The sequence below is a fragment of the Stenotrophomonas sp. I18B00994 genome, from assembly GCF_014145825.1.
GTDB classification, from domain to species: Bacteria; Pseudomonadota; Gammaproteobacteria; order Xanthomonadales; family Xanthomonadaceae; genus Stenotrophomonas; species Stenotrophomonas maltophilia.
Map to the genome: position 1 here is coordinate 66,159 of NZ_JACIUW010000011.1, position 20,982 is coordinate 87,140.

The window sequence follows — 20,982 nt, forward strand, 5'->3', positions numbered from 1 at the left end:
TTCAGGCACGTACGGCCCCGGGACAGCACGGGAACCGTTACCGTGGAAACTGATCGCAGGCCCTGTGCTGCATGCGCAGGAGGTGCGACCAATGGACGCCTTTGTACGCGCCGGGCACGCCGGCGCAGATAACCTATTGGTACTAGCCCCCCGGTTCAGGTGGCGGCGATGCCTACACTGGCGCCGCACCGCCCGATCCTGGGGAGGCCGGTGGCCCGGGCTGAACGGCCGGGCGCGTCATTGCGAAAGTTTCGGCCCCTGCGGCCGTTGTTGTCCTGTCCACACGCAATCTGAGAGAGCCGCACCCAACATGCGCCCGATTCCCACCTTGCTGGCCCTGTCGCTGGCCGCGCTTCCCGCCTTCGCTTCGGCTGCCGATTTCGACAACTGGCCGACCAAGTACGCCTTCGGCGACGGCACCGAGTTGGCCGCTACCGCCAACATCGCCTACGACTACAACGATTTCTCCTCGGGCAGCGGCCTGGAGGACGACGACGCCGTGCGCCGCAAGGAGTTCGGTGCGACGCTGAAGAAGAAGGGCGTCTACGACGCGATGGTCTACTACGACTTCCAGTCCGATACCTGGCTGGACGTGTTCGTGCGCTTCGAGAGCAAGGCCTTCTTCGGTCGCGACATCGGTCGCTTCCGCTTCGGCTACATGAAGACGCCGGTCGGCCTTGATGCGAACACCTCTTCGCGCGCCGGCAGCTTCCTGGAAACCGCACTGCCCGTGCAGGCCTTCTACGAAGGCCGCCGCACCGGCGTGGAATGGGTGCTGGAGCGCCCGCAGTACCTGCTGCAGGCCGGCGCCTATGGCGGCAAGGACCTGCAGGGTGACAACCCCGGCACCACCCAGGCAGTACGTGCGGTGTGGACCCCGGTGAAGGCGCCCGGTGACGTGATCCACCTGGGCCTGGCCTACTCGCAGGAAAATCCGCGCGGTTACAGCGATGGCCGTGACGTGCACCACGAGGCCAGCGCGCGCCTTCGCGCACGCCCGGAAGCCGGCCTGACCGACATCCGCTACGTCGATTCCGGCGCCCTGGTCACCGCCGACCAGATCCGCCGCACCGGCCTGGAAGGCATCTGGATCCGCGGCCCGTTCTCGCTGCAGGCCGAAGCCCTGCGCGCCACGGTCACCCGCCATGACGGCAAGCCCGACTACACCGGCAGCGGCCAGTATGCGATGGCCAGCTGGGTGCTGACCGGCGAGTCGCGCCCGTACAACGCAGGTGCCGTGGCCAACATCAAGCCGGCGCACGACTACGGCGCGGTGGAACTGGTGGCCCGTTACAGCCGCATGGACCTGGACGATGGCAGCATCCTTGGTGGCCGCCAGCACGACCTGACCCTGGGCGCGAACTGGTACCTGACCAGCCACTTCAAGTTCCAGGCCAACTACGTGAAGGTCGACGCCAGCCGTCGCGGTGTGCACAGCACGCCGGAGATCTTCGAGCTGCGCGCGCAGATGCACTTCTGACCCCTTCCACGTCAGATCCCGGCGGGCGTGCACGCCACGCCCGCCGGCCCTGCGTAGACTGCCGCCATGTACTGGCTCAGCCGCCATCGGATGCTGTTGCTGACCATCCTGGTGATGGTCGGTGGCACCGTGCTGTGTGCAGTCGCCGCCGGCCACTACGCCTGGCGGCGCGCCCTCGGCGAGGAAAGCAGCCAGGTGCAACGCCAGCTGCAGCTGTACGGCCAGGGCCTGCAGCAGCGCATCGACCGCTTCGGCACGTTGCCGCAGGTACTGGCGCTGGATCCGGATCTGCTGCACGCCCTGCGTGTGCCACCCTCGCCCACCGAACAGCAGCGGCTGAACCTCAAGCTGCAACGCGCCAATGAAGTCACCCGTGCCTCGACCCTGACCCTGGTCGGCTACGACGGCGTGGCAGTGGCGGCCAGCAACTGGGACCAGCCGACCAGCAACGTCGGCGAGAACTACAGCTACCGCCCCTACTACCGGCAGGCACTGGCGCAGGGCCGCGGCCGCTTCTACGGCATCGGCATGACCACCGGCGTACCCGGCTACTACCTGTCGCAGGCCATCGAGGAAGACGGCAAGCGGCTCGGCGTGGTGGTGATCAAGGTCGAGCTGTCGGCGCTGGAGCAGGAATGGTTGAGCAGCCCGGACGTGGTGCTGGCCAGCGACGACCATGACGTGGTGTTCCTGGCCAACCGTGACAGCTGGCGCTACCGCCTGCTGCGCCCGCTGGGCGCCGATGAGCGCCGCGAAATGCTGGACGCCCGCCAATACGCCGACCGCGCGCTGCAGCCATTGCGCGCGCGTACTGAAGACGTGCTTGCCGATGGTGGCCGCATGGTGCGCCTGCTCGATCCCGCACTGCCGCAGCCGATGCTGTGGCAAAGCCTGCCGCTGCCCGCCGAAGGCTGGAACCTGCATCTGCTGCACGACGCCAGCGCCGCCACCGCCGCCGGTCGCGCGGCCGCCCTCACCGGCGGTGCCGCGTGGCTGGCGCTGGGCTTCCTGGTGCTGTTCGTGCAGCAGCGCCGACGCCTGGCCAAGCATCGCCTGCGAAGCCGCCGCGAACTGGAAACCCTGCTCAAGCAGCACGCACAGGAACTGCGCACCGCACAGGATGGCCTGCTGCAGGCGGCCACCGACGCCGACAGCGGACTCAGCCGCAGCCTCGAACACCTGCCGCAGGGCGTAGTGGTGATCGACCGCGAACTGCGCCTGGTCGCGTGGAACTCGCGCTACCTGGAACTGTTCCGTTTCCCACAGGACCTGGTTCGCGTCGGCCGGCCGATCGAGGAACTGTTCCGCTTCAACGCACGCCGTGGCCTGCTCGGTCCGGGCCCGGTCGATGAAGCAATCGAGCGCCGCCTGAACCACCTGCGCAGCGGCCGCCCGCACATGCGCGAGAGCGAGAAGGACGACGGCACGGTGCTGGAGATCCGTGGCAATCCGCTGCCTGACGGCGGCTTCGTCACCAGCTATGCCGACATCACCAGCTACAAGAACGCCGCGCGCGAACTTCGCTCGCTGGCCGATGCGCTGGAGCACCGCATCGCCGAGCGCACCCATGATCTGGAAGAAGCACGCCGCGAAGCCGAGCAGGCCAACCGCTACAAGACCCGTTTCGTTGCCTCGGCCGTGCACGACCTGCTGCAGCCCCTCAACGCGGCGCGCATGTTCGTCTCGGTGCTGCGCGGCAAGCTGAGTGACCCGGCGCAGCAACAGACCAGCGACCACATCGATGCTGCATTGGCCGCGCAGGATGCGATCCTCAACAGCCTGCTGGATATCGCGCGCCTGGAATCGGGCAGCCTGCCCACGCGCGTACAGGCGTTCCGGCTCGGGCCTTTGCTGCAGACGCTGGCACGCGAGTTCGGCATCGCCGCGCAGTCACGCGGGCTGGCGGTCGACTGGGTCGATACCGCTGCGGTGGTGGTCAGCGATGAAGCGCTGCTGCGCCGCATCCTGCAGAACTTCCTGTCCAACGCACTGCGCTACAGCGAACGTGGCCGCGTGCTGCTCGGCTGCCGTCGCCGCGAAGGCCTGCTGTGGATCGAAGTTCACGACCAGGGCCCCGGCATTCCCGATGCGCTGCAGGGCGAGATCTTCGAGGAGTTCCGCCGCCTGCACGACGGCCAGCAGCGCGGCGCCGGCCTTGGCCTGGCGATCGTCGACCGCATCGGTCGGCTGCTCGGCCACCCCATCCGCCTGCGCTCGCAGCTGGGCCAGGGCAGCGTGTTCGCGGTGGGCGTGCCGTTCGGCGAAGCCAGCGCGATTCCCGCTACTGCTCCTGTGCCGGTGCTGGTGCAGGAACCGGCCGCGGACAATCCGCTGCGCGGTCGCCGGGTGTGGGTGATCGACGACGATCCGCACGTCTGCGCCGCCAGCCGCGCGCTGCTGGAGCGCTGGGGCTGCGAGGTGGCGCTGGCCGACGGCCCGCAGGCGGCGCTGCAGCTGGCGGCAACAGGCGCGGTGCCGGAACTGGTGCTGCTGGATGTGCGCATGGGCGATCACCACGGGCCGGTGCTGTACGAGACGCTGGCCGAGTTGTGGCAGGCCCGTCCGCCGGTGGTGCTGGTTACCGCCGAGCGCGATGCGGGATTGCGTGAGATGGCCGCCGAGCGCGGCTGGGGAATGATGGCCAAGCCGGTGAAGCCGCCGGCGCTGCGGGCGTTGATGAGCCAGTTGTTGATCCGGCATCGCGGGTAGTTTCCAGCCAACGGCGCAGCCCCTCGTGGGTGGTCGCACAAAGCAGTTCATCGGTGGGGCCGGGCAGATGGGCTGCACAGGGGCCGCTGCAAGTACGTCCCTGTAAGCTCGGTCGCCGCATCCATGCGGCTCACGCCCCTGTGCAGCCCATCTGCCCGGCCACGGACACGTTACGTGCGCGTCCACCCTCGGAGAAGAAAAAAGATCAAAAGCGAGTCGCGCGCTGCGCTTGCTCGTGTAGAGCCGAGCCCATGCTCGGCCTCACGGACGGGCCGGAAAGCAGCCGAGCGTGGGCTCGGCTCTACGAAAAATGGCCTGCCAGGCTGCCTTTGCTTTTGATCTTCTTTTCTCTTCCGTGGGTGACAGGCCACCGAAATCTGTCAGAGGTCGGTCGGGTTGGGTGCGCGGGGGTGTCAGCCGCATGGATGCGGCTGCCAAGCCTCCAGGGACGGATTCACGGCGTCCCCCGCGCACCCAACCCGACCGGCCCGCTCGCAGCTTCTGCTTTCAGCGACCAACCCAAACCCACCCACGAGGGGCTGCGCCGTTGGCTGGAAACTACAACCCGATGCCGGCGTCGCCCTCAGGCTCCAGCGCCTTCACCAGCACCGCCGCCTGTGTGCGGCTGTGGCATTCGAGCTTCTTCAGGATCGCAGTGACATGTACCTTCACCGTGTTCTCGGCCAACCCCAGCGTGTAGGCGATCTGCTTGTTGAGCAGGCCATCGGCCAGGCACAGCAGTACCCGGAACTGCTGCGGGGTCAGCTGGGCCAGGCGGCTGGCCAGCAGTGCGTCGGCCTCGGAGCGTTCGGCGGCCATCGCCGGGAACCACAGGCCACCATCGAGCACCGCCTGCACCGCCTCGCCGATGGTCTCGGCCGGAGCAGACTTTGGAATGAAACCAGCCGCGCCGAACTGCTGGGCACGACGGATCACCCGCGGATGGTCGTTGGACGAGAGGATCACCACCGGAATGTCCGGATGCGAGCCGCGCACGTGCAGCAGGGCGGAGAAACCGTGCGCGCCGGGCATGGTCAGGTCGAGCAGCACCAGGTCCACGTCCGGGTGCGCGTCGAGTGCTTCGGCCAATGCCTCGGCGCTGGCGACCTCGCGCACCTGCGCCAGCGGCAGACTCTGCCGCAGTGACTGCACCACCGCCGAACGCAGCAGCGGGTGGTCATCGGCGATCAGGATGGTGTATTCGCTCATGCCGCCATTGTACGGGCAGGCCGGAGCCTCAGCGCCCCGCCGGCTCCACGCTGCTGCGCCAGGCATCGAGGAACTGGCGGCGCTTGAGCGCGTCCAGGTACACCAGCAGGCCCGGGCCGAGCTGGATCGGGCGGCGGCTGCGGCCGGGCGCATCGTCGCCACGTGCGTTGCCGGTCACGATCGGCATCAGGCGTGCCTCGCGCGACAGCACCTGCTGGCCACGCGGTGACAACAGGTAGTCGAGGAAGCGCCGGGCTTCTTCCGGGTGTGGGCCGGTACGTGGAATCACCGCGGTACGCAGCACCACCAGCGTGTAGTCCTCGGGCTCCACGATCGCCAGCGGCGCACCCGCGTCGATGCGCGCCTGCGCGTAGGAGCCGAGTACGTTGTAGACCAGCGACAGCTGTCCGCTGGCGACCTTGTCCAGCAGCACGCCGGTGCGCTCCTCGCGCACCACGTCGTTGTCGCCCAGCGCGCCCAGCAACGCGCCGGCGATGCTGCCACGCTGTGCATCCTGGGTAGACAACAGGTAGCCGACACTGCTGCGCTCGATGTCATAGGTACCGACCCTGCCGCGCAGCGGTGCCCCCTCCGCGCGCAACCGGTCCAGCAGTTGCCGACGCGTGTGCGGCACCTTCGCAGCCGGCAGTGCGCGGGTGTTGTAGACCATCACCACCGGCTCGTAGCTGATGCCGAAGGCCTCGTTGCGCCACTGCGCCCAGGCAGGCAGCGCGGCGGTCTGCGCCGAACGATGCGGCAGCGCGTGGCCGTCGTTGACCAGCTTGGTCTGCAGGTCCATGCCGCTGGAGATCAGCAGGTCCGGCGATGCCGGTCCGCCGCGGTCGTGCAGGTACCGCGCGTACAGGTCCTGGGTGATGATGTCCTCGTACACCACCTCGGTGCCGGGGTGCAGCCGCTGGTAGTCGGCAATCACTACCGCGAACACCTCGATGTCGGTGGTGCCGTGGATGCGCAGCTGCGCAGTGGCCTTTGCCTGGGCCGGGAAGCGGCGCACGTCGCCCGGTGCTGCAAGCACCGGCAGGGCCAGCAGCAAGGCAACGGCAGCAGCGAACAGGCGGATCATGGAGTGCTCCGGGGCAGGCGGATGGTGGCGACCAGCCCGCCCTGCGGACGGTTGCTGAGGTCGATGCGACCGCCATGGCTGTCGACCACGCGCTTGACGATGGCCAGGCCAAGCCCGGCGCCGCCGGACGGCGCGCCTTCGCCACGGGCGAAGCGCTCGAACACGCGTTCGGCATCGGCGGCGGCAATGCCGGCACCGTGGTCGGCGATGGTCAGCACGGCCTGCCCGCCTTCCACGGTCAATGCGATCTGCAACGGACCGTCACCACCGTACTTCAACGCGTTGTCGACCAGGTTCTTGATCGCCTCGCGCAACAGCAGCGCATCGCCATGTACCTGTACCGGCTCGGCGGTCATCGCCAGTTGTACGCGCGGTGCCGGGCCGGCCTGCGGCAGTGCTTCATGCAGGGCCTGGTGCACGGTCTCGGCCAGGTCCACCGCTGCAAAGCGCTGCAGATGCGAGCGATGGATCACGCTGGCATCGCTGAGCAGCTGGTTCAGCAACCGGCTCATGTGGGTGGCATTGCGTTCGATCGCCTGCAGGCTGCGCCGCATGTCCTCGGGGTCGTCGTCATCCAGCGCCAGCTGTGCCTGCGCGCGCAGGGCAGCCAACGGCGTACGCATCTGGTGCGCGGCCTCGGCCATGAACGCGCGCAAGGTCTCGTTGCTGCTGGACAGTCGTTCCATGAAGCGGTTCAACGCCGCCACCATCTGGTCCATCTCGCGCGGCACGCGCGCATCCAGCGGTTTCAGATCGGACGGCTCGCGGCGCGACAGCTCGCGTTCCACCCGCACCAATGGCCGGAACGCGCGATGCACGCCAAAGGCAACCAGCGCCAGCAGCAGCCCGGACAGCACACCGATCGCCAGCAATGCACGGTTGACCATGTCCTGCGCAACCGCTTCACGTGCACGCCGGGTCTGGCCGACCTGCACCTGCACCTCGCCCTGCGCCGACGCGGCGGCGAAACTGCGGCCGACCACCACGAAGCGCACGGTCTCGCCGCTGTACGCCGCATCAAACAGCTGCGGTTGCGTGCCGGGCCGGCGCGGTGGCGCCGGCAGGTCGCCGTAGCCGGTGATCAGGTTGCCGCGACTGTCGGCGACCCGATAGAACACACGGTCTTCCGGGGCCATCGCCAGCAGGTCCAGCGCGGCATAGGGAAGATCGACCTGCCACTGGCCATCGACCAGGGCCACCGAATCGGCAATGGACAACGCCGAGGACACCAGCAGGTGATCATAGGAACGGTTGGCGGCGCGCTGGCCATAGCCGCGCGCCGCAAACAGCAGGGCCACCGCGAACACCGCCAGCAACGCGCCGAGATAGAGCAGCAACGTGCGCCGCAGCGAGCCAGGCGCGGCATTCGCGGTACGCGCGTCAGCCATCGGCGTCGGCGCTGCCGTCACTGGCTTCCAGCAGGTAGCCAACGCCGCGCACCGTGGTGATGCGCAGCGGTGCGCCTGCCAGCTTCTTTCTCAGGCGACCGACATACAGCTCGATGGCATTCGGGCCGGCTTCGTCGTCGAAGCCGAACAGGCCGTTGCCGATTTCGTCCTTGCCGACCACCTGGCCAATGCGCCCGACCAGGATTTCCAGCAACCGATATTCGCGGTTGGGCAGTTCGATCGGTTCACCGTCGAGGCTGACCCGGTGCGCGGCGTTATCGAACTGGAAGCCACCGATCTGCACCACTTCGCTGGCCTGACCACGCGCACGCCGCAGCAGCACGCGGCAGCGTGCTTCGAACTCGCGGAAATCGAACGGTTTGCCCAGGTAGTCGTCGGCGCCGACGTCCAGCGCCTGCACACGGTCTTCGATGCCATCGCGCGCGGTCAGCATCAGCACCGGCGTGCTGTCGCCGCGCTCGCGCATGCCGGCCAGCACGCGCAGGCCATCGAGCTTGGGCAGGCCGATATCCAGCACCACCAGGTCGAAGCTCTGGTAGCGCAGCACGCTGGCCGCCGCCAGGCCATCGGCCTGCCAGTCCACGGCATGCCCACTGCGGCGCATGCGGCGGATGATCGCATCGGCCAGATCCGGGTTGTCTTCGACCAGCAGCAGGCGCATGGGCACGGGGGTGGGAAGGGAAACGAATGCTACCGCATGCCGCTGCCGCGCTCGCCGCGCCCCGCCCGGAGGTGGCAGCGGGCCGCTTTACGCTGCACCGCACAATCCGTTGACAGGACGATGACAGCTTGCGCGACCCAGACTGCGGCCGCGCACCGTCCGGTGCCCACGATTGCCGCGCGCCTGGCGCGCACCTGGGAGGGGTTGTGGAATTCACGTTTGCCTGGCGGCGCCCTGCCGCCATGATGGCGCTGGCTGCCCTGTCGGCGCCGGCCTTCGCCGCGGAAGACGACCGTCCGGTCACCGCCACCCTCGGTGGTCGCCTGCACCTGGACTTCGCCACCTTCGACAACGACAACCGGGGCACCCCGAACAAGGACGACACCGAAATCCGCCGTGCGTGGGTTGACGTGTCCGGCAAGTTCTTCGTGGTCGACTACAAGCTGGAAGCCGATTTCTCCGGCGACCGCGTCGAGGCCAAGGACGTGTACCTGGCACGCAGCTTCGGCAAGGCCGGCAAGCTGACCGTGGGCCAGTTCAAGCAGTACTTCTCGCTGGATGACCGCACCAGCTCCAACTACGGCAGCTTCCTGGAACGTGGCAACGCCGGCACCACGTTGGCGCCGCTGTACCGCCTGGGTGCGTCATGGCAGGCCAACCCCGGTGACTTCACCTGGGCGGCCAGCCTCTACAGCCTGGAGAGCATCGACGCCTGGCAGGTGAAGGGTCGCGCCGCCGGTGGCCGCGTCACCTGGGCACCCTCGCCCAGCGATGGCAACGTGCTGCACCTGGGCCTGTCGCTGGCCCGCGAGGCCTACGACAACCCCGGCGCCAACGGCGTGCCCGGCCTGCGCATCCGCCCGCGCCCGGCCGGCCATCTGTCCGACAACAGCCGCCTGACCCTGGTCGACTTCTCCGCCGGCCGCGATACCGACGTCAACAAGTGGTCGCTGGAATACGCGCAGGTGCGCGGCCCGCTGTCGTGGCAGGGCGAGTTCAGTGGCGCCACCTTCGACGACGGCGCGCAGCGCGGCGATGTAATGGCGGCCTACGGCATGCTCAGCTGGTTCGTCACCGGCGAAAGCCGTGCCTACGACCGCAAGACCGGTCGATTCGCGCGGGTCAAGGACATCCGGCACAAGGCCGGAGCCTTCGAAGTGGCGCTGCGCTACGACCAGATGTGGGGCGCGCAGCATCTCGACGGTGCGCCGGACCTGCGTCGCGGCAGCACCGAAGCCTGGACGCTGGGTGGCAACTGGTACCTGCGCGACAACCTGCGCTTCATGCTCAACGTGATCGAAAGCCGCAACCGTGATCGCCTGGCCGGGGTCACGGTGGACCGCACGCGCGCGGTCACCGGCCGCCTGCAGTACGACTTCTAGGCCCGACATTCCGGGCATTCCGCCCGGGCCCCTTCCACTCCCCACGTCCTGTTTTCGCAAGGAGTCCGCAGATGATGCTGAGCATCCTCGGCTTTGGCATGGTCATTACGTTCATGTACTTGATCATGAGCAAGCGCCTGTCGCCGCTCGTCGCCCTGATCACCATCCCCATCCTGTTCGCGCTGATCGGTGGCTTCGGTGCCGGCATCGACGAGATGATGCTGGAGGGCATCAAGAAGATCGCGCCGACCGGCGTGATGCTGATGTTCGCCATCCTCTACTTCGGGGTGATGATCGACGCCGGCCTGTTCGATCCGCTGGTGCGGGTGATCCTGCGTTTCGTCAAGGGCGACCCGATGAAGATCGTGCTTGGCACCGCGGTGCTTGCGATGCTGATCTCGCTCGATGGCGATGGCTCGACCACCTACATGATCACCGTCTCGGCGATGCTGCCGCTGTACCAGCGGTTGGGCATGAACGCGCTGAACATGACGTGCGTGACCATCCTCGCCGGCGGCGTGATGAACCTGACCCCGTGGGGCGGCCCGACCGCACGCGCGGCCACCGCGCTGCACGTGGACCCGGCCGACGTGTTCGTGCCGCTGATCCCGTCGATGGTGATCGCCTGTGCCGGCGTGCTGCTGCTGGCCTGGTACCTGGGCCTGAAGGAACGCCGCCGCCTCGGCGTGGTGACCCTGCCCAAGGGCGGCAGCTGGATGGACAACAGCGTGTCCGATGACAGCAACCCGCTGCCGACCGTGGAAGACGCCGAAGACATCAAGCGCCCGAAGCTGCTGTGGGTGAACCTGGCCCTGACCGTGGCACTGATGACCGCGCTGATCATCGGTGTGCTGCCGATGCCGGTGCTGTTCATGGTCGGCTTCGCCATCGCCCTGGTGATCAACTATCCGAACCTGGCCGAGCAGCGCCGCCGCGTGGTCAACCATGCCGGCAACGTGCTGTCGGTGGTGTCGCTGATCTTCGCCGCGGGCATCTTCACCGGCATCCTCAACAACACCGGCATGGTCGAAGCGATGTCACACAGCTTCCTGGCGGTGATTCCGGAATCGTGGGGCCCGTACCTGGCGGTGATCACGGCGGTGGCGTCGATGCCGTTCACCTTCTTCATGTCCAACGACGCGTTCTACTTCGGCGTGCTGCCGATCCTGTCCGAGGCCGCTGGCAACTACGGCATCACCCCGGTGGAAATGGCACGCGCCTCGCTGGCCGGCCAGCCGGTGCATCTGCTCAGCCCGCTGGTGCCGTCCACCTACCTGCTGGTGGGCCTGGCCAAGGTCGAATTCGCCGACCACCAGAAGTTCACCCTGAAGTGGGCCATCGCCATCTCGATGCTGCTGATGATCGGCAGCCTGCTGTTCGGCCTCTATCCCCTCGCCGCCTGACCCTTTGCCAAGGAGCCTTCTGCAATGACGCTTCGAATCGCTTACGTCACCAGTGGAATGGGCAGTGTCGGCACTGCCATCTGCCAGAGCCTGGCCCGCAGCGGCCACACCGTGGTTGCCGGCTGCGCGCCGAACTCGCCGCGCAAGGCCAACTGGCTGCGCGAGCAGCGCGACCAGGGCTTCGACTTCATCGCCTCCGAAGGCAACGCGACGGACTGGGCCTCGACCAGCGCGGCGTTCGCCAAGGTCCGCGCCGAAGTCGGTGAAGTGGACGTGCTGGTCAACAACTCCGGCGGCAGCCGCGACCTGCTGTTCCGGCAGATGACGGTGGAGGACTGGAACGCGGTGATCGCATCCAACCTCAACGCGCTGTTCAACCTGACCAAGCAGGTGGTGGACGGCATGGCCACGCGGGGCTGGGGCCGCATCATCAACATCGGTTCGGTCAGTGCCCACAAGGGACAGATCGGCCACGTGAACTACGCCACCGCCAAGGCCGCGATGCATGGCTTCAGCCGTGCGCTGGCTGCCGAAGTTGCGTCGCGCGGGGTCACCGTCAACACGCTGTCGCCGGGCTACATCGCCAGCCAGGCGATCAGCAGCTTCCCGCCGGATGTGCTGGACCGGCTGGCCGCCTCGGTACCAGTGCGCCGCCTGGGCCGCCCCGAGGAAGTGGCCGGCCTGTGCGCGTGGCTGGCGTCGGATGAAGCCTCGTATGTGACCGGTGCCGACTATCCGGTCAACGGTGGTCTGTACATGGGTTGAGCCCTCCCCCACGGAGTGCGCGGGGGCCGGATCACCTTCAGTTGTGAAGGTGATCCGGCCCCTTTTGTTTCTGCATTTCTGAGACGCACTTCCCGATACATCGGCAGAACCGGTGCTATACCTGCCAGCGCTCGCCGAGCCCGATGGATGAACGGCTGGAATCGCGGATCAAGGAGGTTGGCATGCGTGCATTGCTGATTGCGCTTCTCGTGGTCGCCACTACGCTGCTGGCGACACCGACCCGCGCGGAGCCCCCGCCTATGCGGGTGATCACGGGCCTGGGCTGCCCCGACTGGCTGATCCCAGGCGCGCCCACGCTCGACGCGCAGATCACCGGCCATCCGGAGTGGACCTTCGCCTGGGCTCCCGCGTCCTATACCAATCGCGATCCCATCCGGATCTACATCCAGTCCTTCGACTGCGATTCCTCCGACATTGCAGGCTATTACTTCCGGATCGCAGCCATTGCCCATGAAGTGGGACACGCCCTGTATTTCGAAGGTATCGCCTTGAGCACCCGAGGTGCGTTCATCCAGCACTTCTGCACCATGGAGGGGAAAGCGGTACTCAACAACCTCACCGCGCGTAGTGAGCTTCTGGTGACCAGCCTGGGGTACTACGACATCGGCGTAGCTGCGTCCAACGGTCCTGGCCTCATCGCACAGGCCGATGCCGGCGGTGAAGACCTGGACCGGCAGGTAGGTAAGCTGTTCTGCGACAACAACGTAACGTCAACCACCGGCGAGAACTACAACGACTTCTACGGAAGAATCTACGATGAAGCGATCGCAGCCCGTCCCTGAACTTCTTCTGATCCTGAGCCTGTTGGTTGCCGGTTCTGCAACAGCAGCCACGTCCGCTGCCACTGCGGAAGAGGCGGATGCAACCTGGCGGCTTGTGGAGCGCTGGTCCTTGCAGCTGTCACGCTCTGACCTTGTCGCGCAGCTGTCACCCCTGGCTCCGGCCGGCTCGCGTTCGGAAGCAAGAATGGGCCGGGGCGACAGCGCCACCATCGATCTGGCGCCATTCGCGGTCGCTGGGAGGATCAAGGGGCCCTCTGGCCAGATCTACACCGACGCGTCGGGGCGAATCATCAAAGGCATTACGCTGCGGCTGAGCGGCGCCTGCATCTCGCGAAAGCAGATGGGTCGTCGCTACCCCGACTTCAATGTCCTTTCCGTGCCGTCAGGGCATAGCCTGGACGAGTCGACGGTGTTCGGCACAGTAGTGAACGGCATCCAGATCGGGTTCTCATTCTCCGAACATGACCGTGACTGCATGGACCAGCTCAAATTGAGCTGGCCTGGGGAGCGCTTCTGATTCCCACCGGCCTACCACCATGACGAACATGTTGCAGGACACGCACCACTGCCCTGCATCGTTCGTTGGTTTTTCGTAAAGAAGGTTTCATGTTCCGTTCGCATAGTGGCCATGCACCGCGCACGCGTGCCGGTGACCACCCCCAATGCAACGGACCACCATGCAGACCCGACACCTGACGATCGCCGTGGCGATCGCCCTCTCCGCCGCCACCAGCGCCCATGCCGCCACCGCCGCCGATACCGGCGCCAGCACCGATGCCGCGCTGAGCGCGCAGACGCTGGATACCGTCTCCGTGATCGGCCAGGGCGAGACCCGCCAGGTGCAGCGCATCACCACCGTCGACAAGCAGGTGCTGCCGCCGGGCACCAGCGGCCAGAAGATCCTCGACCGCCTGCCGGGCGTGTCGGTGCAGTCCAACGATGCCTTCGGCGCCAACGAAGAATCGCAGACCATCAGCCTGCGCGGCTTCGACAAGAGCCGCCTCGGCTACACGCTGGACGGCATCCCGCTGGGCGACAACAGCTACGGCAACTACAACGGCCTGAGCATCGCCCGCGCGATCATCGCCGAGAACCTGGCCGGTGCCGAGCTGTCGCAGGGCATCGGTTCGCTGGGCGTCGCCTCGACCAGCAACCTGGGCGGCACCATCCAGTACTTCTCGATGGACCCGTCCACCGAGTTCGGTGGCCGCGCCAGCATCACCGTCGGCGACAACAGCCAGCGCCGTGGCTACCTGCGCGTGGATACCGGCGACATCAACGGCTTCTCGGCCTACGTGTCCGGCGTGCACCAGGACCAGGACATGTGGGCCGCGCCCTACCAGAACCAGACCACCCGCCAGTTCAACGCCAAGGCGGTGTGGAATGTCGGCGACCACCGCTTCGGTGCGTTCGTGGCCACCTCGCGCGCCAGCCAGGCCAACTACGCCTACCTGTCCAAGGACATGCTGGCGCGTGGCCTGGGCTGGGATTGGAACATCTACGCGCCGGACTGGGATCGCGCCGTGGCCGCCGCGTACTGCGCGCCGGGCACCTACAACAAGGCACGCTGCAAGTTCAGCGGCGGCGTCAACAGCATCGACGATGCCTACTACCAGAGCCGCGCATTGCGCGACGACAATCTCTATTCGGTCGATGCCGACCTGCGCCTGGGCGGGCAGGGCCGCCTGAAGCTGCTGGCCTACCACCACGACAACCGTGGCCAGGGCCACTGGTGGGCACCGGGCCAGCCATCCTACCCGGGCACCGACAGGATGCTGCCGATCTCGATCCGCAGCACCAACTACACGATCAACCGCGATGGCCTGACCGCCGCATTGTCGTGGACGGTGGGCATCCACGAACTGGAAGCCGGCCTGTGGTATGAGCAGAACGACCACAACGTCTCGCGCAACTTCTACTACATCAGTGGCCCGTTCCTGGACGACCTGTACCTGAAGAACCCTGATCGCCTGCTGTTCAACCAGGACTTCGACATCCGCACGCGCCAGTTCTACGTACAGGACCGCATGCGCTTCCTGGACCAGCGCCTGACCGTGGACGTGGGCATCAAGAGCCCGAACACCCGCATGCGTGCCACCGCCCAGCCGGGCGTGGAAACCAGCATCGCCTCGGGCACGCTGACCGCCAAGGAATCGGTGCTGCCGCAGGTGGGCCTGGGCTTCAAGCTCAACGCCAACAACGAGCTGTTCGCCTCGTACGCCGAAAACATCGCCGCCTTCGTCGGCGGTGGCAGCGGCGGCCCGCTGCAGGTGTCGCCGGAATCGTTCGCGGCCAGCGCCGGCCTGGAGCCGGAGAAGTCCAAGAGCCTGGAAGCCGGCTTCCGTACCTTCGGCGAGAAGTACCAGGCGTCGATCGCGGGTTACAACGTGAAGTTCGACAACCGCCTGCTGTCGTTGAACCCGTGCTCGAGCATCGAAGTCGGCACGCGTCCGGAGTGCGTGACGCGCTTCATCAACGTCGGTTCGGTGAAGAGCTACGGCGCGGAACTGACCTTCATCCTCAAGCCGATCGACGGCCTGCAGTGGTACAACGCGCTGTCCTGGAACAAGACCACCTACGAGGATGACTACACCTCGGGCGGCGCCATCGTTCCGGTGGCCGGCAAGATCACGGTGGATACGCCGCAGCGCATGGCCTCCAGTGAGATCAGCTGGAACCGCGATGGCTTCTTCGCCAGCCTGCGTGCCAAGTACACCGGCAAGCGCTACTACACCTACACCAACGACCAGTCGGTGCCGGGCGTGACCACCTTCGACGCCGGTGCGGGCTACGACTTCGGCCCCGGCCTGGGCCTGCGCAACGTGCGGGTGTCGTTGAATGCGACGAACCTGACCAACAAGCGCTATGCCGGCCAGCTGAGTTCGTTCGCACCGACTGATCCGAAGGGCACGCGTTATGCGATCCATGCAAGCGCGCCGCGACAGTTGTTCATGACGTTGGCGGCGGAGTTCTAAATCGAAAGCGGGCGCTGCGGCGCGTTGATTGTTCCTGCATGGCGTGGGTAGGCAGGCCCATGCAGGACACGCCGTAAACCCCGCTCCACGGTCCGGCCCAGCCGCTGGCGGCTGTGCGTTCGGGCGCTTGCGAAGCAGTGCTTCGCAAGCAAAGCGCCCTCACCCTTGGGGGCTCGATCGGCGCATCCATGCGCCTCACGGTCCTGCATGGGCCTGCCTACCCCCGCTGGACAGTTCCCCGCGCCGGCGCGGAGGCAATGGAAAGCAAGAGCAAAAGCAAAGCGCCGGGCATTGCCCGGCGCTTTGCTTTTCAAGCTCTTCAAGCGCAATTCCTCTGGTGGACCTGCTGCCGCGCCCGCAGAAAACTATCTGGAGGAGGCGGGGCACCCTGGCCAGGACCGTTGGCGCCATGGATGGCGCCATCGAGCACCATGGAGGGGTTTTTGCGTGTCCTGGCCAGGGTGCCCCGCCTCCTCCCCACCGATAGCAGGCAGGCGCTGGAGAATCCGCCAACGCCTTTCATTCCGGCGCCAGCTGGTCCATCCGTATCCGGTTGGCAAACAGCGAGAACGCCAGCATCCCGGCCAGGCCGTTCGCCCGGCTCACCCAGTGCGGCAGCCAGCGCGGAGGCTTCAGCACCCCCGCCTCGAACAACGGCGCGAACGCGATCGCATCGGCCAGGCTCATCTTGCCGGCGAACAACCAGCGGCAGACCTGCAGGCGGTCCTCGGCCAGCATGTGGCGGAAGAAGGTGTGCACCGACACCAGGCCGCGCAGGTACACCGTGTCCTTGGTGAAGGCCAGGCCGCCACTCGGCGGCACGCCGCGGAACACGCGCTGTGCCGAGGCGAAGCTCTCCTCCGCATTCTGTCCGGCGTCGCAGAAATAGCGGAACACTTCGATGAAATCGGCGCCTTCGCGTGCCATCGCAATCGCTTCGGTACGCAGGCTGATGCGCTTCAGGCGCTCGATGTCGATGCTGCCGGTGATCTGCTCGGCGAACGTGGCCAGGCCTTCCTGTGTCGCGGTCACCCGTGGCGAGGACAATGCCAGGCTCGGCAGCACCGGTTGTTCGCGGCCGTTCAATGCGGTCAGCGAATGCACCAGCGCTTCGTGGTGGAACAGCTGCGCGCGGTCGTAGGCACTGAAGCGGGCACTGGTGCGCAGTCGGATACGGGTCGGACCGGCAGCCGCCTTGGACACCAGTTCCGGGTCGAGCTGCACCTGGATGATGCGCGATTCGAAGAAGGCATCCAGGTCGTTCTGCAGCTGCAGCTGCAGCGCGATGGCCGAGACCGGCACCTGCTCTTCCGGCGCCAGCAGTTCGTGGTCCAGTTCGGCGGCAATCTGGATGAAGTGGCGCGCCGCTTCGCGCGTGCTCGGGCCATTGCCCGGCAGCGGCTGCTCCGGCGCGCCGAACAGCTGCACCGAACAGGTATCGACGGCGGCGGTGCCCAGCCCTTCCAGCAGTTGCGCGGCCAGATCCCAGCTCTGCGCCGACTGCCGCACGTAGTGGCCCAGTGGGTGGCTGTCGTCGCAGTCGGCGGCGATCGCGGCCAGCGCGCGACGTTCTTCGCTGAAGTCCAGCCGTGGGTAATCCACCTTCGGCAGCACCGGCTGACCACGTGCCACGCTGTCCAGGAACGGTGCCTGCACCGTTGCCGGCCAACTGGTCAGGCCCAGCAGGCGGATGCCTCCCACGGCCTCGACCAGGCGCGCATCGAGCGCTGCATGGTGGGCCACGTCACGGTCCAGCGTCGCAGTCGGTTCCATGCGCGGACTATAGCGCCCTGCCCGCGCGTTGGTAGGTGCCAATCTTGGTTGGCATCCGCCGAAGGCGGGCTTCGGACACGTCCGTGCCAACCAGGGTTGGCACCTACCAGAAGCAGGTTTCCTGCACCTGCCAGGCGCGGGCAGAGGCGGGATTCATTGCGCAGATCAGCGCCCATTGCGGTGCAATGGGATCCGACCCCGCGGTACCGATCAGCGCCTACGCGGCTTGCCGGCCGGGCGGAACTGCTGGCCCTTGCCCTTCTTGCCGCCACGCTCCTGCGCGGTCTCGGCCTGGCGGACCGCCAGCTTGGCGGCGGCGGCGGCCACTTCTTCCTTCAGCTTGAAGTAGTTGAGCAGCCGGCTCTCTTCGATCTCACCTGCGTCGATCGCTGCGCGTACGGCACAGCCCGGTTCCTGCTGGTGCTTGCAGTCGTTGAAACGGCACTGTGCGGCCAGCGCTTCGATATCGGCGAAGCCGCCTTCGGACAGCGTCTCTTCACCGGTCGGCTTCAGCTCGCGCATGCCGGGGGTGTCGATCAGGCAGGCGCCGGTCGGCAGCGGCATCAGTGCGCGGTGCGTGGTGGTGTGGCGTCCGCGCGAATCGTTGGCGCGCACCGCGTTGGTCTTCATCCGCTGCTCGCCCAGCAGGGTGTTGGTCAGCGTGGATTTGCCGGCACCGGACGAGCCCACCAGCACCACCGTGCGACCCGGGCCCAGCCACGGTTGCAGCACCGCCACGCTGTCGGCATCCAGGCCGTTGATCGCATGCAGGGCGATACCCTGCATCTCCAGCTCTTCCAGCACCGCCAGCGCGTCTTCGCTGTACTCGGTCTGGTCGGCCTTGGTCAGCACCACCACCGGTTCGGCACCGCCACCGCCGACCAGCAGCAGGTAGCGCTCGATGCGCCTCGGATTGAAGTCGGCATCCAGGCCGCAGACGATGAACACCGTATCGATGTTGGCTGCGATCACCTGCTGGTGGTAATGCTCGCCGGCAGCACCACGCTTGATCGCGGTACGACGCGGCAGCAGGGCGACGATGCGGATGCCATCGAGCAGCACCCAGTCACCCACCGCCGGCCGTTCATGGCTGGGGAAGCGCGGGCGCTGCCATTCCGGCAGCGACTCGGCCTTGATCGACGCATCCGGGCCATCGGCCACCACGTAGTGGGTGCGGTGCTGTTCGATCACCCGTGCCGGGCGGGCCTGCGGATGTGCGGCCATCGCGGCCTGCCAGTCGGCCTGCTGCGCCGGGCCCGGCCAGGGCCAGCCGATGGTCTGCAGGGCGATGAAATCGGGGGTCTGGGTCATCGCCGCCATTCTACCTGTGCCGGCGCCCTGCCAGCCCAGCAATGACGGGCCCCGCGCCCTTGCCATGCATTGCAGCAATTCCGGTAGGATGGAAGCCCCATGCCTTTTGACGGCCCAGCTCCCATGTCCACCAACTCGCCCAAGCCCCTGGCCATCCGCGAGCGCCTTTCCGAAGTGCGCTACGAAATCCGCGGAGAACTGGCGCGGCGAGCCCGGGAGCTGGAGGCGCAGGGCCGCAAGCTGATCAAGCTCAACATCGGCAATCCGGGCGCTTTCGGCTTCCGCGCGCCGGAGCACCTGCAGCGTGCGATCGCTGACGACATGGGCCGCACCGACCCGTACACGCACCAGCAGGGCCTGCCGGTGGCGCGCGAAGCCATCGCCAGCTACTACGCCCGTCGTGGCGCGCCCGATGCGCACCCGGACCGCGTCTTCCTCGGCAATGGCGTCAGCGAGCTGATCGACCTGTCGCTGCGTGCGCTGCTCAACCCGGGCGATGAAGTGCTGGTGCCCTCGCCCGACTACCCGCTGTGGTCGGCCTCGACCATCCTCAACGATGGCCGTCCGGTGTACTACCGCTGCGCACCGGAGAACGGCTTCCAGCCGGACCCGAGCGAGATCGAGACGCTGGTGTCCTCGCGCACCCGCGCCATCGTGCTGATCAATCCGAACAACCCCAGCGGCGCCAGCTACCCGCGCGAACTGCTGGAGCGCGTGGTCGAGATCGCACGCCGCCACAACCTGTTGCTGCTGGTCGACGAGATCTACGACCAGATCCTGTACGACGACGCGGTGTTCCAGCCGGTCGCGCCGCTGGCCGGTGATCATCCGTGCCTGACCTTCAGCGGCCTGAGCAAGGTGCACCGCGCCTGCGGCTGGCGCGTGGGCTGGGCCCACCTCAGCGGCGACGATGCCCGCCTGGGTGACTTCCGCGCGGCACTGGACCTGTTGGGCGCGCTGCGCCTGTGCGCCAACGTGCCGGGCCAGTACGCCATCGAGGCCGCGGTGAACGGTCCGGACACCATTTCCGAACTGTGCACGCCGGGCGGCCGCCTGTATGAAACCCGCCGCGCGGTCATCGAGGCCTGCGAAGCCAGCGAGCACCTCTCGCTGGTCGCACCGGCCGGCGCGCTGTACGCGTTCCCGGCCGTGGTCGGCGCCGCTGCGAAGGGCTTCGACGACCACAACTTCGCGCTGGACCTGATGAACAACGAAGGCGTGCTGGTGGTGCCGGGCTCGAGCTTCAACGTGCCCTACCGCCATCATTTCCGCGTGACCCTGATGCCGGAGGCCTCGGTGATGCGCGATGTGTTCGCGCGCATCGACCGCGTGCTGGCGCGACGTGCCGAGGACGCGACCAAGGTCGTGCCGCTGAAGCCGCGCCGCTCGGTGGCCTGAGCGTGGCGCTGTCCTACCTGGCGCTGGGCGATTCGTACACCATCGGTGAAGCGGTTGCAGTCGAAGGCCGCTGGCCGCACCAGCTGGCCGCCACGCTGCGTGCGCAGGGCATTGAGCTGTCCGATCCGCAGACCATCGCCACCACCGGCTGGACCACCGACGAACTCGATGCGGGCATCGATGCGGCTGCGCCGCAGGGGCCGTTCGATTTCGTCAGCCTGCTGATCGGCGTCAACAACCAGTACCGCGGGCGTCCGCTGGACGAATACCGCAGCCAGTTCCAGGTGCTTCTGCAGCGGGCGATCGGCTTCGCTGGCGGTGATGCCGGACGCGTGCTGGTGCTGTCCTTCCCCGATTGGGGCGCGACCCCGTTCGGCGCAGGCAGTGGCCGCGACCTGGCCGCGATCGAGATCGAGACCGACGAGTTCAACGCGGCAGCCGAGGTGATCAGCACCCAGCAGGGCGTGGCCTTCGTCGACATCACCGATATCAGCCGCGCACAGGGCGAAGACCCGACGATGATCGCCGAGGATGGCCTGCACCCTTCGGCGCGGATGTACGCGCTGTGGAGCGCACGCGCCCTTCCGGTGGCCGCGCACCTGCTCGGCGGCACGGACTGA

The 20,982-nt window shown here is 67.2% G+C and carries 16 protein-coding genes; 10 read left to right on the plus strand and 6 right to left on the minus strand.

Annotation, left to right across the window (positions count from 1 at the left end):
• Nucleotides 1-310 precede the first annotated feature (310 nt).
• Nucleotides 311-1,480: a porin gene (locus H4O10_RS13705; protein WP_005414426.1), complete on the plus strand. Its 1,170-nt coding sequence runs from the start codon at nucleotides 311-313 to the stop codon at nucleotides 1,478-1,480.
• Between the two features lie 66 nt (nucleotides 1,481-1,546).
• Nucleotides 1,547-4,189, plus strand: a complete 2,643-nt coding sequence (locus tag H4O10_RS13710) for a PAS-domain containing protein (protein WP_049452981.1) — start codon at nucleotides 1,547-1,549, stop codon at nucleotides 4,187-4,189.
• A 558-nt stretch (nucleotides 4,190-4,747) separates the two neighbouring features.
• Here H4O10_RS13710 and H4O10_RS13715 read toward each other — a convergent pair.
• Genes H4O10_RS13715 through H4O10_RS13730 form a run of 4 tightly spaced genes read right to left on the minus strand, consistent with a single transcriptional unit; the run spans nucleotide 4,748 to nucleotide 8,552 of the window.
• Nucleotides 4,748-5,398, minus strand: a complete 651-nt coding sequence (locus tag H4O10_RS13715) for a response regulator transcription factor (RefSeq protein WP_005414428.1) — start codon at nucleotides 5,396-5,398, stop codon at nucleotides 4,748-4,750.
• A 28-nt stretch (nucleotides 5,399-5,426) separates the two neighbouring features.
• Nucleotides 5,427-6,482 (minus strand): ABC transporter substrate-binding protein, encoded by a 1,056-nt coding sequence (locus tag H4O10_RS13720; protein ID WP_005414429.1) that lies wholly within the window; start codon nucleotides 6,480-6,482, stop codon nucleotides 5,427-5,429.
• Nucleotides 6,479-7,870, minus strand: a complete 1,392-nt coding sequence (locus H4O10_RS13725) for a sensor histidine kinase (protein ID WP_005414430.1) — start codon at nucleotides 7,868-7,870, stop codon at nucleotides 6,479-6,481. The genes H4O10_RS13720 and H4O10_RS13725 overlap by 4 nt, the downstream gene beginning before the upstream one ends.
• Entirely contained in the window at nucleotides 7,863-8,552 is a 690-nt protein-coding gene (locus tag H4O10_RS13730) for a response regulator (protein ID WP_005414431.1), read from the minus strand. Before H4O10_RS13730 ends, H4O10_RS13725 begins: the two co-directional genes overlap by 8 nt.
• Nucleotides 8,553-8,794: 242 nt before the next feature.
• Between H4O10_RS13730 and H4O10_RS13735 the strand changes: the two genes are divergently transcribed.
• The 6 genes from H4O10_RS13735 to H4O10_RS13760 all read left to right on the plus strand — a co-directional run bounded on the left by H4O10_RS13735 (nucleotide 8,795) and on the right by H4O10_RS13760 (nucleotide 15,880).
• The gene (locus H4O10_RS13735; protein WP_033835202.1) at nucleotides 8,795-9,934 is read left to right on the plus strand and encodes a porin; all 1,140 of its coding nucleotides are present in this window, start codon (nucleotides 8,795-8,797) and stop codon (nucleotides 9,932-9,934) included.
• Between the two features lie 74 nt (nucleotides 9,935-10,008).
• A complete protein-coding gene (locus H4O10_RS13740) occupies nucleotides 10,009-11,337 on the plus strand; it encodes a CitMHS family transporter (protein WP_005419191.1) in 1,329 nt (442 codons plus the stop codon).
• A 24-nt stretch (nucleotides 11,338-11,361) separates the two neighbouring features.
• Complete coding sequence (gene phbB, locus H4O10_RS13745; protein ID WP_088470112.1) at nucleotides 11,362-12,102, plus strand: acetoacetyl-CoA reductase; 741 nt, start codon at nucleotides 11,362-11,364, stop codon at nucleotides 12,100-12,102.
• A 182-nt stretch (nucleotides 12,103-12,284) separates the two neighbouring features.
• Complete coding sequence (locus H4O10_RS22330) at nucleotides 12,285-12,905, plus strand: hypothetical protein (RefSeq protein ID WP_065426815.1); 621 nt, start codon at nucleotides 12,285-12,287, stop codon at nucleotides 12,903-12,905.
• Nucleotides 12,880-13,422: a hypothetical protein gene (locus H4O10_RS13755; protein ID WP_049450563.1), complete on the plus strand. Its 543-nt coding sequence runs from the start codon at nucleotides 12,880-12,882 to the stop codon at nucleotides 13,420-13,422. Before H4O10_RS22330 ends, H4O10_RS13755 begins: the two co-directional genes overlap by 26 nt.
• Nucleotides 13,423-13,582: 160 nt before the next feature.
• Nucleotides 13,583-15,880, plus strand: coding sequence for a TonB-dependent receptor (locus H4O10_RS13760; protein WP_049452530.1), 2,298 nt, complete (start codon nucleotides 13,583-13,585; stop codon nucleotides 15,878-15,880).
• Nucleotides 15,881-16,399: 519 nt separating this feature from the next.
• On the opposite strand, the gene H4O10_RS13765 is transcribed toward H4O10_RS13760, so the two are convergent.
• The gene (locus H4O10_RS13765) at nucleotides 16,400-17,653 is read right to left on the minus strand and encodes a flavohemoglobin expression-modulating QEGLA motif protein (RefSeq protein ID WP_049453363.1); all 1,254 of its coding nucleotides are present in this window, start codon (nucleotides 17,651-17,653) and stop codon (nucleotides 16,400-16,402) included.
• Between the two features lie 210 nt (nucleotides 17,654-17,863).
• Nucleotides 17,864-18,973 (minus strand): ribosome small subunit-dependent GTPase A, encoded by a 1,110-nt coding sequence (gene rsgA, locus H4O10_RS13770; RefSeq protein ID WP_032965961.1) that lies wholly within the window; start codon nucleotides 18,971-18,973, stop codon nucleotides 17,864-17,866.
• A 114-nt stretch (nucleotides 18,974-19,087) separates the two neighbouring features.
• Between rsgA and H4O10_RS13775 the strand changes: the two genes are divergently transcribed.
• Both H4O10_RS13775 and H4O10_RS13780 read left to right on the plus strand, forming a co-directional pair.
• The gene (locus tag H4O10_RS13775) at nucleotides 19,088-20,362 is read left to right on the plus strand and encodes a pyridoxal phosphate-dependent aminotransferase (protein WP_005414441.1); all 1,275 of its coding nucleotides are present in this window, start codon (nucleotides 19,088-19,090) and stop codon (nucleotides 20,360-20,362) included.
• Between the two features lie 2 nt (nucleotides 20,363-20,364).
• Nucleotides 20,365-20,982, plus strand: a complete 618-nt coding sequence (locus H4O10_RS13780; protein ID WP_033835206.1) for an SGNH/GDSL hydrolase family protein — start codon at nucleotides 20,365-20,367, stop codon at nucleotides 20,980-20,982.

Coding starts and splice junctions, on each gene's coding strand:
- H4O10_RS13705 (WP_005414426.1), top strand. CDS start 311: ATGCGCCCGATTCCCACCTTGCTGGCCCTGTCGCTGGCCGCGCTTCCC.
- H4O10_RS13710 (WP_049452981.1), top strand. CDS start 1,547: ATGTACTGGCTCAGCCGCCATCGGATGCTGTTGCTGACCATCCTGGTG.
- H4O10_RS13715 (WP_005414428.1), bottom strand. CDS start 5,398: ATGAGCGAATACACCATCCTGATCGCCGATGACCACCCGCTGCTGCGT.
- H4O10_RS13720 (WP_005414429.1), bottom strand. CDS start 6,482: ATGATCCGCCTGTTCGCTGCTGCCGTTGCCTTGCTGCTGGCCCTGCCG.
- H4O10_RS13725 (WP_005414430.1), bottom strand. CDS start 7,870: ATGGCTGACGCGCGTACCGCGAATGCCGCGCCTGGCTCGCTGCGGCGC.
- H4O10_RS13730 (WP_005414431.1), bottom strand. CDS start 8,552: ATGCGCCTGCTGCTGGTCGAAGACAACCCGGATCTGGCCGATGCGATC.
- H4O10_RS13735 (WP_033835202.1), top strand. CDS start 8,795: ATGATGGCGCTGGCTGCCCTGTCGGCGCCGGCCTTCGCCGCGGAAGAC.
- H4O10_RS13740 (WP_005419191.1), top strand. CDS start 10,009: ATGCTGAGCATCCTCGGCTTTGGCATGGTCATTACGTTCATGTACTTG.
- phbB (WP_088470112.1), top strand. CDS start 11,362: ATGACGCTTCGAATCGCTTACGTCACCAGTGGAATGGGCAGTGTCGGC.
- H4O10_RS22330 (WP_065426815.1), top strand. CDS start 12,285: ATGCGTGCATTGCTGATTGCGCTTCTCGTGGTCGCCACTACGCTGCTG.
- H4O10_RS13755 (WP_049450563.1), top strand. CDS start 12,880: ATGAAGCGATCGCAGCCCGTCCCTGAACTTCTTCTGATCCTGAGCCTG.
- H4O10_RS13760 (WP_049452530.1), top strand. CDS start 13,583: ATGCAGACCCGACACCTGACGATCGCCGTGGCGATCGCCCTCTCCGCC.
- H4O10_RS13765 (WP_049453363.1), bottom strand. CDS start 17,653: ATGGAACCGACTGCGACGCTGGACCGTGACGTGGCCCACCATGCAGCG.
- rsgA (WP_032965961.1), bottom strand. CDS start 18,973: ATGGCGGCGATGACCCAGACCCCCGATTTCATCGCCCTGCAGACCATC.
- H4O10_RS13775 (WP_005414441.1), top strand. CDS start 19,088: ATGTCCACCAACTCGCCCAAGCCCCTGGCCATCCGCGAGCGCCTTTCC.